Source organism: Paenibacillus mangrovi (genome assembly GCF_022898935.1).
GTDB lineage: Bacteria > Bacillota > Bacilli > Paenibacillales > Paenibacillaceae > Paenibacillus_AQ > Paenibacillus_AQ mangrovi.
In genome coordinates, this window is the sequence record NZ_JALIRP010000006.1 from 223,896 (window position 1) to 238,365 (window position 14,470).

At 47.8% G+C, this 14,470-nt stretch carries 14 protein-coding genes; 12 read left to right on the top strand and 2 right to left on the bottom strand.

Annotated features, from left to right (window positions below):
- The first annotated feature begins 138 nt into the window (after nt 1-138).
- The 8 genes from infC to MUG84_RS16365 all read left to right on the top strand — a co-directional run bounded on the left by infC (nt 139) and on the right by MUG84_RS16365 (nt 7,051).
- Nucleotides 139-636 (top strand): translation initiation factor IF-3, encoded by a 498-nt coding sequence (infC, locus tag MUG84_RS16330; RefSeq protein ID WP_244726535.1) that lies wholly within the window; start codon nt 139-141, stop codon nt 634-636.
- A gap of 18 nt (nt 637-654) precedes the next feature.
- Nucleotides 655-855 (top strand): 50S ribosomal protein L35, encoded by a 201-nt coding sequence (gene rpmI / locus MUG84_RS16335; protein ID WP_076173245.1) that lies wholly within the window; start codon nt 655-657, stop codon nt 853-855.
- A gap of 31 nt (nt 856-886) precedes the next feature.
- On the top strand, nt 887-1,246 hold the full coding sequence (gene rplT, locus MUG84_RS16340; protein ID WP_244726537.1) for a 50S ribosomal protein L20: 360 nt from the start codon (nt 887-889) through the stop codon (nt 1,244-1,246).
- Nucleotides 1,247-1,671: 425 nt separating this feature from the next.
- On the top strand, nt 1,672-2,706 hold the full coding sequence (locus MUG84_RS16345; protein ID WP_244726539.1) for a BMP family ABC transporter substrate-binding protein: 1,035 nt from the start codon (nt 1,672-1,674) through the stop codon (nt 2,704-2,706).
- A 122-nt stretch (nt 2,707-2,828) separates the two neighbouring features.
- On the top strand, nt 2,829-4,364 hold the full coding sequence (locus MUG84_RS16350; protein WP_244726541.1) for an ABC transporter ATP-binding protein: 1,536 nt from the start codon (nt 2,829-2,831) through the stop codon (nt 4,362-4,364).
- A complete protein-coding gene (locus MUG84_RS16355; protein ID WP_244726544.1) occupies nt 4,364-5,443 on the top strand; it encodes an ABC transporter permease in 1,080 nt (359 codons plus the stop codon). The genes MUG84_RS16350 and MUG84_RS16355 overlap by 1 nt, the downstream gene beginning before the upstream one ends.
- A complete protein-coding gene (locus MUG84_RS16360) occupies nt 5,444-6,406 on the top strand; it encodes an ABC transporter permease (RefSeq protein WP_244726546.1) in 963 nt (320 codons plus the stop codon).
- A 276-nt stretch (nt 6,407-6,682) separates the two neighbouring features.
- Nucleotides 6,683-7,051: a hypothetical protein gene (locus tag MUG84_RS16365; RefSeq protein ID WP_244726548.1), complete on the top strand. Its 369-nt coding sequence runs from the start codon at nt 6,683-6,685 to the stop codon at nt 7,049-7,051.
- A 60-nt stretch (nt 7,052-7,111) separates the two neighbouring features.
- Here MUG84_RS16365 and MUG84_RS16370 read toward each other — a convergent pair whose 3' ends face one another.
- A complete protein-coding gene (locus tag MUG84_RS16370; RefSeq protein ID WP_244726550.1) occupies nt 7,112-7,555 on the bottom strand; it encodes a GNAT family N-acetyltransferase in 444 nt (147 codons plus the stop codon).
- A 570-nt stretch (nt 7,556-8,125) separates the two neighbouring features.
- On the opposite strand from MUG84_RS16370, the gene ilvB reads away from it, so the two are divergent.
- The 4 genes from ilvB to MUG84_RS16390 all read left to right on the top strand — a co-directional run bounded on the left by ilvB (nt 8,126) and on the right by MUG84_RS16390 (nt 13,249).
- Entirely contained in the window at nt 8,126-9,871 is a 1,746-nt protein-coding gene (gene ilvB, locus MUG84_RS16375) for a biosynthetic-type acetolactate synthase large subunit (protein WP_244726552.1), read from the top strand.
- 2 nt (nt 9,872-9,873) lie between these two features.
- Entirely contained in the window at nt 9,874-10,359 is a 486-nt protein-coding gene (ilvN, locus tag MUG84_RS16380; protein WP_244726554.1) for an acetolactate synthase small subunit, read from the top strand.
- A 150-nt stretch (nt 10,360-10,509) separates the two neighbouring features.
- Nucleotides 10,510-11,502 (top strand): ketol-acid reductoisomerase, encoded by a 993-nt coding sequence (gene ilvC / locus MUG84_RS16385; protein ID WP_244726556.1) that lies wholly within the window; start codon nt 10,510-10,512, stop codon nt 11,500-11,502.
- Between the two features lie 205 nt (nt 11,503-11,707).
- A complete protein-coding gene (locus MUG84_RS16390; RefSeq protein WP_244726558.1) occupies nt 11,708-13,249 on the top strand; it encodes a 2-isopropylmalate synthase in 1,542 nt (513 codons plus the stop codon).
- Nucleotides 13,250-13,373: 124 nt separating this feature from the next.
- Here the strand turns inward: MUG84_RS16390 and MUG84_RS16395 are convergent, their stop codons facing one another.
- Nucleotides 13,374-14,354: an aldo/keto reductase gene (locus tag MUG84_RS16395; protein WP_244726560.1), complete on the bottom strand. Its 981-nt coding sequence runs from the start codon at nt 14,352-14,354 to the stop codon at nt 13,374-13,376.
- Nucleotides 14,355-14,470: the final 116 nt, after the last annotated feature.

Consider the following 14,470-nt stretch of genomic DNA (forward strand, 5'->3'; position numbering starts at 1 on the left):
TGATTTATGAATGTGAACTTTCATGAAGAATTGATCATAGGGATGCTGGTAGTTGACACCAGCATCCCTTTTAATTTTGCTTTTACTTGAGAATTACCTAGATGAATATGGAGGTGGACGGTTATTAGTAAGGATCATATGATTAATGACGAAATTCGGGCGAAAGAAGTACGTTTGGTCGGCGCGGAAGGTGAACAGATCGGTATCAAACCGATTCGGGAAGCACTTCAAATGGCGATGGACCTGAATCTTGACTTGGTGAATGTGGCGCCTCAGGCGAAACCACCTGTATGCCGCATCATGGATTACGGCAAGTTCCGTTATGAGCAGCAGAAAAAAGAAAAAGAAGCCCGTAAGAATCAGAAAATCGTTGACATTAAAGAAGTGTGGTTCCGTGCCAACATTGAGGAGCATGATTATCAAACCAAGCTTCGCAATGTGGTTAAATTTTTGAAAGACGGCGATAAAGTGAAATGCTCTGTCCGTTTCCGCGGACGTGAGATCACTCACGCTAATATTGGCCAAAAGATTTTGGAACGCGTCAAAACGGAGGTTGCCGAAATTTCCGCCGTTGAACGCCAACCGAAGCTGGAAGGCCGCAGTATGATTATGATTCTGGCTCCTAAAGCCCAATAGTCCTAAGGAGGAAGTACAATGCCTAAAATGAAAACACACAGCAGCCTGAAAGGCCGCTTCAAAGTAACTGGTTCCGGTAAAGTAACTCGTTACAAAGCTTACAGAAACCACTTGCTGTCCCACAAGTCCAAGCGCGCTAAACGCGTACTCGCTGGTAACCCAGAAATGGCTCCAGGGGATGTAAGACGTTTGAAACAAGGCTTGGCTAACTTGAAATAGTTAACAACACATTTTTGGGAGGTTTATTATTATGGCAAGAGTAAAGGGCGGATTCGTTGTTCGTCGTAGACATAAGAAAGTATTGAAACTTGCAAAAGGTTATTTCGGTTCCAAACACCGCATTTTTAAAACAGCTAACGAACAAGTGATGAAGTCTTTGGTATATGCATACCGTGACCGTCGTACAACCAAACGTAACATGCGCAGATTGTGGATCGTTCGTATCAATGCGGCTGCACGCATGAACGGATTGTCTTACAACAAATTGATGCATGGTTTGAAACTGGCTGGAGTGGACATCAACCGCAAAATGCTGGCTGATCTCGCTGTGAATGACATCAACGCATTCAACTCTATTGCTACAGTGGCTAAAGAAAAAATCAACGTGTAGTATAGCGTATTTATAGAGATAACCGCCTTAATCGGCGGTTTTTTTGTGGAGTAAAACAAAGGTTTATAAAAAGGAATGAAAGCTTACATAAGATAGGTGGAAAAGAAGCAAAAAACAGGTTGTGCACTAGAATGCTGTAGTAATCCATTAATGCATTAACGTGTATTGTTATATAACATAACATTTAGTTAACCTTTTTTGTTAGTTTTCCCTTAAAATAAAGCGCTTTCCTTAAAATTACATTAAAAAACTTTTCAAATGTGAGATAAATATGCTGGATTTTAACGATTCGAGAATGTATAATCTGAATGTAAAATGACCAACATTCATACGGCCGTTTTCTTGCAATTAATTGACCATAGATCAATTGCTGATCAGGCTGGAAGAATGTGAGGAAAGAATTCATTGTAGGGGGACAAGAATCAATGAAAAAGATGTTCAAGTTGTCGCTGATTATGCTGCTCGCGTTTTCAGTTGTACTAGCTGGTTGCGGTAAAAAGAAAGAAGACACAAGCGCAACTGGCGGCGATTCCGCAGGAACGGCAAAGTCCAGTGTTAAAGTAGGTCTCGTAACTGACGTGGGCGGGGTTAATGATAAATCCTTTAACCAATCCGCTTGGGAAGCGCTTGAAGGATTGCAAAAAGACAAAGGCATTACAGCTCAATATTTGCAAAGTAAGTCCAAGGAAGACTATGTTACCAACTTGAACAAATACGTTAAAGGCAAATACGACCTCACTTGGGGGATCGGTTTTGACCTCGGCGCAGATATGAAAACCGTTGCAGACCAAAATCCGGATGCTAATCTGGCGATCATCGACGCTACGGTAGACGCTCCTAACGTGCGTTCCATTACTTTTGCTGAGAACGAAGGCTCCTTCCTGGTTGGCGTTGTTGCCGGTAAAATGACTAAAACAGGAAAAGTCGGCTTCGTCGGCGGTGCTGAAATTCCAGTTATCAAACGTTTTGAAGCAGGCTTCAAGGCTGGCGTGAAAGCTGCCAATCCAAACGCTGACATCAAAATCAACTACACAGGCGCATTTGATAAGCCTGACCAAGGTAAAGCAGCTGCAGCTACGATGTACAATGACGGCGTAGACATCATCTTCCACGCTTCCGGTGCTACAGGTACTGGCGTATTTAACGAAGCAATCGCTCGTAACAAAGCAGGCGGCAATAAAGTTTGGGTTATCGGTGTTGACAAAGACCAATCCTTGGAATTCGGCGATGACGTAACTCTGACTTCGATGGTTAAAGGCGTATCCACTGCAGTTGACAAAGTTACAAGAGAAGTGATCGACGGTACGTTTAAAGGTGGATCCGAAACTCTGGGTCTGAAAGAAAACGGCGTAGGTCTGGCTGATACTTCCAGCAAAAACGTCCCTGCAGACGTGCTCAAAGAAGTTGACCAATACAAAGAAAAAATCATCAGCGGAGAAATCAAAGTTCCTACAGAGTAATACTTTCCGCTCTCTGATTTTCTAAGAATTTAATGCGAGTTTTAAACGGCAAGGCTGGTTGATACAACTAGCCTTGTCTTACTTTTCGACAGAAGCCAAAATAATGATATAAGGGTGATCTCATGGATGCAGCGACCCCTGTCGTTGAGTTGAAGCAAATAACTAAACGCTTTCCTGGCATCGTCGCCAACGACTCCATCAGCTTGAAGCTGCAAAAGGGCGAAATCCACGCACTGCTCGGCGAGAATGGTGCAGGAAAATCAACCTTGATGAATATTGTTTTCGGATTGTACCAGCCGGATGAAGGAAGCATTGAATTGAATGGCAAACCTGTAATGATCGACAGCCCGAATAAGGCGATTGAGCTTGGAATCGGGATGGTGCATCAGCATTTTAAGTTGGTCAAGCCGTTTACTGTTACTGAAAATATCGTGCTCGGTATGGAGCCTAAGAAAATGGGGATCCAGCTCGATTACAAAACTTCGGTTGCCAAGATTAAGAAGCTTTCCGACCAGTACGGTCTCAAAGTAGATCCGAATGCTAGAATACAGGATATTTCTGTCGGCATGCAGCAGCGTGTCGAAATTTTAAAAACGCTTTATCGCGGCGCGAACATCCTTATCTTTGACGAGCCGACAGCTGTGCTTACGCCGCAGGAAATCAGCGAGTTGATGGCGATCATGAAACGTCTCGTTGAAGAAGGCAAGTCGATTATCCTGATTACACACAAGCTGAAAGAAATCATGCAAATTTCAGATACGGTTACCATCATCCGCCGCGGCAAGGTCATCGATACCGTGAAAACCGCCGAGACCAATCCGAATGAATTAGCGGAGAAAATGGTCGGACGCAACGTGTCCTTTAAAGTGGACAAGAAGCCTGCTGAACCAAAAGGAACCGTGCTTGAAGTCAAAGACCTGACATTGAAAAACAAGGATGGTATTGGGGTACTGAACGGTCTGAATTTGAAGGTCCGTGCAGGTGAAATTTTGGGGATTGCTGGTGTCGACGGCAACGGTCAAAGCGAGCTGATCGAGGCATTGACGGGTCTTGGCCATGTGGATAGCGGTAATATCGAACTGAACGGCAAGGACATTACAAACAAGAGTCCGCGTCAAATCACGGAAAGCGGTGTCTCCCATATACCGGAAGACCGTCATAAGCATGGACTTGTTCTTGATTTCTCAATGAGTGAAAACATGGTGCTCGAAACTTATTATCAAGCGCCTTACAATAAAGGCGGCTTCCTGAACAAGGGTGCGATTGACAAACAGGCCACCCGTCTGATTGAGCAGTTTGACGTAAGAACACCTAGCATTGAGACGAAAGCCCGTTCTCTGTCTGGCGGTAACCAGCAGAAGGCTATTATAGCCCGGGAAATAGATAAAAAACCTGATCTGCTTATCGCGGCTCAGCCGACACGCGGTCTGGATGTCGGTGCCATTGAGTTTGTTCAAAAGCAGCTGGTGGCACAGCGCGACCAAGGCAAGGCGGTACTGCTAATATCGTTCGAACTGGATGAAATCATCAATGTTTCCGACCGCATTGCTGTAATCTATGAGGGACAAATCGTTGGTGAGGTTCTTCCAGAACAGACCAATGACCAGGAGCTCGGCTTGATGATGGCGGGCAGCAAGGTTGCAGGAGGTAAAGCATAATGAGCAAATTATTTAAGATTTTTAACGTTAACAGCCTCCTGGTGCCGCTGGTATCCATTATCTTGGGTCTCATTGTAGGTGCTATCGTTATGCTGGTCGGTGGTTATGATCCGCTGCTTGCGTACAGTTCTCTTTTTACTACCGTTTTTGGCAATGTGTATGATTTCGGGGAAGCCATCCGCGAAATTACGCCGCTCATTATGACAGGTCTCGCGGTTGCATTTGCATTCCGTGCGGGCTTGTTTAACATCGGTGCTGAAGGACAGTATATCGTTGGAATGACAGCTGCTACAGCGGTAGGTATTAAAATAACAGGTCTTCCAATCGTTGTGCATGCACTCGTAGCCATTATTGCAGGTGGACTTGCCGGTGGGATCTGGGCCGGTATTACCGGCTACCTGAAAGCCAAACGGGGCGTGAATGAGGTTATTATCTCGATTATGTTGAACTGGACTGCCCTGTATTTCAGTAATTACATCGTGAGTACTTTCTTACTTGAGAAGGGTCAGCAAAGATCTCAGGAAATTCAAGATACTGCTTCAATTTCCATGGCTTGGCTGTCTTCTGCATTTGATAATGCGCGAATGCACTGGGGAACTCTTATTGCTATTTTGGCAGCTGTCTTTTTCTATATATACATGTGGAAGAGTAAACAGGGTTATGAACTTCGAGCTGTAGGACACAATGGTGATGCGGCCCGATATGCCGGGATGAATGTCAAGAAGAATATCGTTAAAGCGATGTTCATCAGTGGTGTCTTTGCCGGTTTGGGCGGTGCGTTCCAGGTACTGGGCGTATTCCATTATCAAGCGATCTTTACAGGCTCGCCAGGTGTGGGCTTTGACGGCATCGCGGTTGCGCTGATCGGTATGAACCATCCGTTCGGAATTTTGTTGTCCGCTTCGCTGTTCGGCGTGCTGACTTACGGTTCTGCAGGTATGAGCTTTGGTGCTGATGTACCACCTGAAATTACACGTATCGTTATCGGTTCGATCATATTCTTCATTGCTGCACAAGGCATTGTACGCTGGGTTCTTAAGCCCTTTTATCTTAAGCGCAAGAAAGAGAAGGTGTTGTAAATGGATTGGATGACAACAATCGGCCAGCTGATTAATACGACGCTTGTATTTTCAACGGCGCTCATCTTTGCTGCCTTAGGCGGCATCTTCTCTGAACGTTCGGGTGTAATCAATATTGGTATTGAAGGTTTAATGACTTTCGGTGCGTTTGCCGCAGGTGTAGCAACCTTTTATGCGGAGAATGCAGGGATGGGCGCGGCCTCTCCGTATATCGGTTTGCTGGCTGCTGTGGTCATGGGGATCATCGCATCCCTGATTCATGCCGTCGCTTCCATCACGTTTAAGGCAGATCAGGTTGTTAGTGGCGTTGTTATTAACTTTTTGGCGGCAGGAAGCACGCTGTACATGGTTAAACTGTTGTTTGACGGTGCAGGTGAAACGCCGCTGCTGAAGGAAGGTCTGGACAAATGGGCCGTCCCGCTGCTGTCGAAAATTCCGATTATCGGCGAAGGTCTTTTTAATAACTATCCGACAACCTATTTGGCAATTATTTTAGTGCTGGTATCCTTTTATGTGCTCTACAAGACTTCGTTTGGTCTTCGTCTCCGTGCGGTCGGCGAACATCCGAGTGCTGCGGACACGGTAGGTGTTAAAGTACAGCGGATGCGTTACATCGGCGTTATCGTGAGCGGTGCGCTGGCTGCGCTTGGAGGTGCAACCATTACGCTGACTACGACCAGCACGTTCTCGCATAATACGATTTCAGGTCAAGGCTTTATCGCTATTGCTGCGATGATTTTCGGTAAGTGGAATCCGCTTGGAGCATTCGGAGCAGCCGTATTTTTCGGCTTTTCCCAGGCGATCGGCAACTACTTCCAGTTGTTTTCGTGGTCCAAAGATATTCCTCAGGAATTTATCTACATGCTGCCTTATGTACTTACGGTTGTTGTACTCGTGGCTGCCGTCGGGAAATCATCCGCACCTGCCGCACTGGGGGAACCGTACGATCCGGGCAAGCGTTAATCAAAAAACGAATCAAGTCATGGCAAAGAGGCTGCATTCCATCATTTTGGGATGCGGCCTTTTTTGTATCTATAAAATCTATATATTTTCGGGGTCCCCGCAAAGTACCTGAATCGGCTGCGAAGCCAGGCCCCACTTTGTGGGGGTATTTTCTAAATACACTTTTCCGGGCGTAAAGAGTGGGCCCCAAACTTAATGGTACATCGGGCTATGGAACAAGCGCTTTAGTGATTTGCGGAATAGACTGCTATTGAACACATTTGGAGGAGGGATTTCATGCAACAGTCTGTTACCCGTAAACAAGCACAAAAGCTGATAGGTCAACATATAGTGGCTGTCAAAAAAGACGGCAGCCTCGTTACCGGCAAACTTGTTCGCATATCTGGCAACCGCTTGATTCTTCAGCGCACCAAGGGAAAAAACGTACAAACCAAGGCGATAATTCCTCTCGTCTTGTTCGATCTTTTGGCTATCGGCACAGCTCCATTTGCAGGCGGCTTCGGCTCCGGATTTGGCTACGGCCCTGGACTTGGCTTCGGCGCCCCCGGAATTGGCATCGCCCCCGGAATTGGCTACGGTCCCGGCCCCGTTCCGTACGGCTATGGAGGTTTTCCAAAACACCCGGGAGGACATGGATTTTATTAAGATAATTTCCCGTTAAAAACGTCCTGTCAACTGTAAAATGACATCGTCATTTTTGAACGGTTAAAGCGTTTTTTCCAGCTCATGACATTGATTTTGAGTGTGGTATCGTAATGCAACATAACCCAGCTTTTTGTAAAAAGATAAGCCGCCGGCGTTACCGGCATCAACCATGACTTTGGACCGCTTGCACCCGCGTGACGCCGCGAATTTTTCAGCTTGAACCATCAACGTATTGCCCCATTTTTTGCGTTGCGATTCGGGTGCGACGGCCAACATATCGATATAGAGCAGCTCGCCATGCATGAAAAAATGCACAAAACCAATCGGATTATCCTCGTAACGTTGGCAGGCGATCAAGGTGATGCCACGGCCCAGTCTTTTGGGGATTTCCTTGCGTACGGCTTCGATCTGAACAGGGTTTAAATGTGAGAGTGGGACAAGTTGAGAATCAATATACCGCATAATGAACTCGTCGTCTTGTTTGGGCCTCCGATACCTGATCATCACGTCTGTCCTCCCTTCAAGATGGACTTCATCAAAAGTGAATTTATGCCATCATATGAGGGAAGTATGAAGTCTGTGTTTAGACGGAAGTCGGGAATGATTTCCTGCTTTTAAAAATATGGGTATTGACTTTTAAGTTCGATGGATCATATAATGTGTCTAAACATTTTAACGAATATATCGTGATCGGCAATGAAGAGGACGAAGTTTAAAGGGCCCTTTTGCTCAGAGAGTGTGAGGAGTTGCTGCAACCTCCACCAAAATCCCTTTTATACGAGCTCACCTCGGAGCTGTTCTCCTGAAACGCGTTAAAGCGCCTATTAGGGAGAATCGTCAAGTCCACGTTACGGGCTTAGGGTATGGGGAAACGGCTGACTCTCTGAAGAGTATCGATCCTTATTTTCTATACCTGATGAGGCCTAGTATCGTGAGATGCATGGCAAATATGGGTGGTACCACGGAAGCACAACCTTTCGTCCCTCACGCAGAATCATTCTGTGTGAAGGACGGAAGGTTTTTTGTTTTTATTGCATGTTACATGTATGTAAATTATGAGGAGGAGGATGACTGATGAGCGCGCAAATTCCTGAAGTGCGGTCTACAGAACAACTACGTGAGAAATGGATGAAGCCGGAAGTCATTACCGGTTCGGAGATATTGCTTCGCAGCCTTTTACTCGAAGGCGTTGAGTGTGTTTTCGGATATCCAGGCGGGGCAGTACTTTATATTTACGATGCGATGTATGGATTTGAGGATTTCAATCATGTGCTGACTCGTCATGAGCAGGGAGCAATTCATGCGGCAGACGGTTATGCAAGAGCCAGCGGCAAAGTCGGCGTATGTATTGCAACGTCGGGACCAGGGGCGACAAATCTGGTCACAGGAATTGCTACAGCTTACATGGATTCCGTTCCTCTGGTTGTTATTACCGGCAACGTGGCCACAACCCTGATCGGAACCGATGCTTTCCAGGAAGCGGATATTACCGGCATCACGATGCCGATTACGAAGCACAGCTACCTGGTCAGAGACGTAAAGGAGCTGCCGCGAATCATTCATGAAGCATTCCATATCGCTTCGACCGGTCGGAAAGGTCCGGTACTGATCGACATTCCGAAGGATGTTTCAGCAGCTTTGACTTTGTTTGAGCCCAGCAGCGACGCGGTAAACCTCCGGGGTTACAACCCGCGGATGGTGCCTAATAAGCTCCAGCTCGACAAATTAGTGCAGGCAATCGAGGACGCTGAACGTCCGATGATCCTGGCAGGCGGAGGGGTTATCTACTCTGGAGGCCATGAAGCTCTGTATGAATTTGTGAAACGGACAGAAATTCCAATCACGACGACGCTTCTTGGACTTGGCGCCTTCCCGAGCGGTCATGAGTTGTGGACGGGAATGCCGGGAATGCACGGAACATACACGTCGAACATGGCTATTCAGAAGTCGGATCTTCTGATCAACATCGGCGCTCGTTTCGATGACCGGGTAACAGGGAAGCTGAACGGATTTGCTCCTCATGCCAAGATTGTGCATATCGACATCGATCCGGCAGAAATCGGCAAGAACGTTCCGACCGACATCCCGATTGTCGGCGATGTGAAGACGGTACTGGAAATGCTTAATCCGGAAGTGAAACGTGCAGCCAAAGCGGATGCCTGGAGAACCTGGATTCAGCAGATGAAAATGGAGCAGCCATACCGTTATCAGGATTCCGATTCCGTGCTCAAGCCTCAGTGGATCATCGAAATGCTCAACGATACGACAAACGGCGAAGCGATCGTGACGACAGACGTTGGCCAGCATCAAATGTGGGCCGCGCAGTATTACAAATTCAACCAGCCGCGCTCATGGATCACATCCGGTGGCCTCGGAACGATGGGCTTTGGATTGCCTTCCGCTATTGGTGCTCAGATGGCACATCCGGAACGGCTCGTTATCTCCGTAAATGGTGACGGCGGAATGCAGATGTGCTCGCAGGAGCTCGCCATCTGCGCAATCAATAACATTCCGGTCAAAGTTGTGATTATCAACAATCAGGTGCTTGGCATGGTTCGTCAGTGGCAGGAGCTGATTTACGATAACCGTTACAGCCATATTGATCTGGCAGGCAGCCCTGATTTCGTGAAATTGGCGGAGGCCTACGGTGTCAAAGGACTGCGTGCGACGAACAAGGAAGAAGCACGTAAAGCTTGGGCGGAAGCGCTTGAAACGCCCGGACCAGTCGTTGTCGACTTCGTGGTAAGTAAGGATGAAAACGTGTACCCGATGGTAACTCAAGGCTCGACCATTGATCAAATGTTGTTGGGAGATGCATAAATATGAGTACGAGACATACCATTGCCATTCTAGTAAATGACCAGCCGGGCGTTTTGCAAAGAGTATCAGGCCTGTTTGGAAGACGTGGATACAATATTGAAAGTATCACCGTAGGACAATCGGAGGAGGCGGGGCTCTCGCGGATGGTTATCGTAACCACCGGTGATGAGCAGACATTGGAACAAATTGAGAAGCAGCTCTACAAGCTGATCGATGTTATCAAAGTCATCAACCTCAGCGTAAGCCCTATGGTAGCTCGGGAGCTAGCGCTCATTAAAGTCAACGCAGAGCCTGCGGAGCGTCCCGAAATTATGGGTGTCGTGGAAACCTTCCGAGCTTCGGTGGTAGACATTGGCAGCCATAACCTGATGGTACAGGTGGTAGGAGATACCACCAAAATCGATGCGATGATTGAACTTCTTAAGCCTTATGGCATCCGTGAGCTATCCCGTACAGGCGTGACCGCAATGATTCGTGGAAATGTATAAACATGCAATAGAATTATTTTAAATAAAATGCCCGCCGAAGAGCGGGGGTTTGAAGGGATCGGCAAATTCATAGTTACACATCCGCAAGATCTCTTGAAACACCCGCTCTTCATAAGGGTTCTTTTTAAAAATAAAGGAGGATTTATAACAATGGCAGTTATAACTTATTATGAACAGGATGCAGAACTTAGCGTATTGAAAGGTAAAACAGTAGCCGTAATCGGGTACGGAAGCCAAGGGCATGCCCAAGCACAAAACCTGCGTGACAGCGGTGTGAAAGTCATTATCGGCCTTCGTGAAGGCAAATCCTTTGATAAAGCGAAAAATGACGGCTTTGAGGTTCTGTCTGTTGCTGAAGCAACAAGCAAAGCAGACATCGTACAAATCCTGATGCCAGACGAAACTCAAGCTTCTGTGTATAAAAACGATATCGAACCGAACCTGAAAAAAGGCGCGGCTCTGATGTTCTCCCACGGGTTCAACGTTCATTTCGGTCAAATCGTAGCTCCTAAGGATGCAGACGTGCTGCTGGTAGCTCCTAAATCCCCAGGTCACATGGTTCGCCGTACTTACGTTGAAGGCTTCGGCGTTCCTGGCCTTATCGCGATCGAGCAGGATGCAACTGGACAAGCCAAACAAATCGGCCTGGCTTATGCCAAAGGTATTGGCTGTACCCGTGCAGGGGTAATCGAAACTTCCTTCCGTGAAGAAACCGAAACGGATCTGTTCGGTGAGCAGGCTGTACTTTGCGGCGGTGTAACTGCCCTGATCAAAGCCGGTTTCGAAACTTTGGTTGAAGCAGGTTATGCTCCTGAAATGGCATACTTCGAGTGCTTGCATGAAATGAAGCTGATCGTCGACATGATCTATGAAGGCGGTATGGCTAACATGCGTGACTCCATCTCCAACACTGCGGAGTACGGTGATTATGTAACAGGTCCTCGCGTGGTAACGGAAGAAACGAAGAAAGCAATGAAAGAAGTGCTGTCCGATATCCAGCAAGGCAAATTTGCACGTGACTTTATCCTTGAAAACCAATCCAACCGTGCATTCCTGAATGCGACTCGCCGCAACGAAGCAAACCACCCAATCGAGGTTGTAGGTGCTCAGCTGCGTGAAATGATGCATTGGATCAAGAAATAATCATATTTATACGATAATGAGCCTTTTCCCGCTGGGAAAAAGAGATCTCTTTTCGATGCGGCCGTGCACATGCGTGAGCCGCATCGAAAGTTTATAAGACTATTTTTCGGGAGCCCCGGAGCGTATTTGGAAGGCCTCGAAGCAGAAGCTCCACTTTGTGAAGTTATTTTGAGAGGTTTATGAATGATAAGGAGGTGCCTTGGACTTGCGGAAAATTTATGTATTTGACACAACATTGCGCGACGGGGAGCAGTCTCCAGGCGTGAACCTGAATACCCGTGAGAAGCTCGAAATTGCATATCAGTTGGAGAAACTGGGCATTGACCGGATGGAAGCGGGTTTTCCTGCAGCATCTCCTGGGGATCTGGCGGCTGTAAACGCAGTAGCCAAAGCGGTGAAAAACGTGACGGTAATCGGATTATCCCGCTCCAGAGAGCATGACATTGATGCTGTACGTGAAGCATTGATCGGAGCCCAGGATCCTTGTATTCATATTTTCCTGGCGACATCGCCGATCCACCGGAAGCATAAGCTTCGGATGGAGAAGCACCAGGTGCTGGAAACGGCGCAATCGGCTTTGCGTTATGCGAAGAAATATTTTTCCAAGATCGAATTTTCCCTAGAGGATGCCGGACGTACGGAGCTAGACTTCATGGTGGAGATGGTGTCCATGGCCGTGAATGAAGGCGTGAAGGTCGTGAATATTCCGGATACGGTAGGTTACTTGAACCCGTCGGAATACGGTGCAATCTTCAAACACCTGAAAGAAAATGTTCCGGATATCGAAAAGGTACAGCTCAGCGCACATTGTCACAATGACCTGGGAATGGCGACAGCCAATACGCTTGCCGCGATTCAAAACGGTGCTGATCAGATTGAAGGTACGATTAACGGCATTGGTGAACGCGCAGGCAACACAGCGATTGAGGAAATCGCGATGGCTTTGGAGACCCGTCAGGAGTTCTTCGGCGCCAAGACTTCGCTCAATCTGTCCGAAATTTCCCGAACGAGCCGCTTGGTCAGCAAGCTGACAGGCATGGTCGTTCCAGGCAATAAAGCGATTGTCGGAGCGAATGCTTTTGCCCATGAATCTGGTATCCACCAGGACGGCATGCTGAAAGAGAAAACGACGTACGAGATCATGACTCCAGAGACCATCGGACTGAAGGAAAGCAAGCTGGTACTAGGCAAGCATTCCGGACGCCATGCTTTCCGCGAAAAGTTGCAGGATATGGGCTATGAGCTGGATGAGCAGCAGCTGAATCAGGCCTTCAGCAGATTCAAGGAGCTTGCGGACAAGAAGAAGGAGGTCTCCGATGACGACATTATGGCTCTCGTCGAAGAGAAGCTGATCGACACTCCGGAGGTCTACAAACTGGAAACGATCTATGTCACCTATGGGAACCGTTCGGTGCCTACAGCCAAGGTGCGTATAATCAAGGACCAGGAGCAGGAACTGGAAGAGGAAGCAGAAGGCAATGGTTCGGTAGATGCCATCTACAATGCTGTCGATAAAGCGACAGGAGAAGAAGTAACCTTGTCTGACTACTCGATCAAATCCGTTTCTCGCGGTAAGGATGCCCAAGGTGAAGTGCATGTCGTTCTCACTCAGAACGATGTTTCTGCGCAAGGCCGCGGACTCAGTACGGATATTTTGGAAGCAAGCGCCCGTGCTTACGTGGATGCGCTGAACCAGCTGATCGAAAAACGCAAAACATTCAGCAGAAGAGAACGCGCAAGCTTGTAAGAGTTCTGGAGAAAACCTTGTAAGCAGATATACCTAAAGGCAGATCGCTAAAAATTATAGCGGTCTGCCTTTGTTCTTTTTGGGAGGATTTCATGACGTCCTGCATTGCAATGGATAAATAGGATTACCAGGCATAGGCTTCCGGAGCTTCACCGCCGGGTCCCGGGAAGATCTCATCCAGCCGTTTCAGTACGGATTCGTCCAGCGTGATGTCTGTTACGCGCAAAGAGCTTTCCAGCTGTTCCAGCGTACGTGGACCGATAATCGGTGCCGTAACGGCAGGGTGCATCAGCAGCCAGGCGAGTGCTACACTGTCCTGAGGTTCGCCAAGTTCGTTGCATAGCTCCGCGAAGGCTTCCAGCTGTACACGGTGTTTTTCAATCTTTTTCGGGTTATTGCCACTGCGGGTTCCTTCCAGCTTTTTCAGTGCATTACGTCCCAGCATGCCGCCGTCAAGCGGACTCCAAGGGATGACACCGAGCCCCATTTCTTTGGCGGCAGGCAGAACCTCAAGCTCAGGCAAGCGGCAGCTCAAGTTGTATTTATGCTGTTCTGCAACAAGGCCGAGGAAATGACGATTTTGTGCTTTGCACTGTGCCTGCGCAATCTGCCAGCCGGCAAAGTTGCTGGAACCGACATAGCCGATTTTTCCTTGAGAAACAGCAAGCTCAAAAGCTCCCCACAGTTCGTCCCAGGATACGCTCCGGTCAACATGATGCATCTGGTACAGCTCGATGTGGTCTGTTTGCAGACGTTTCAGCGAGCCTTCGAGGTGGCGGCGGATTTTGTAGGAGGACAAGCCTTCCGGGCCGTTCGGGCCATCAGCTAGATCATGCATATCTCCATGGACCTTGGTTGCAAGCACAACCTTTTCACGCCGACTTCCGCCTTGAGCGAACCAGCGGCCGATAATGGTTTCCGTCAGACCGGCGTTTTGTCCCCAACCGTAAATGTTGGCGGTGTCAAAAAACTGGATTCCTGCGTCTAGGGCAGCATCCATAATTCGGAAAGCTTCCTTTTCATCCGTTGCGGGGCCAAAATTCATGGTTCCCAGGCATAAGCGGCTGACTTTCAGACCTGATTTACCGAGATAGGTGTATTGCAAAATCATTCACTCCTTCGGCGAATTTTTTGACTATCTCCTGTCATTTTAACTGGAGTAATCAGGAGCGGGCAACAAGTGATTTGGCAGGATTTGCTGGTATCTGAAGGAGGGAGCTG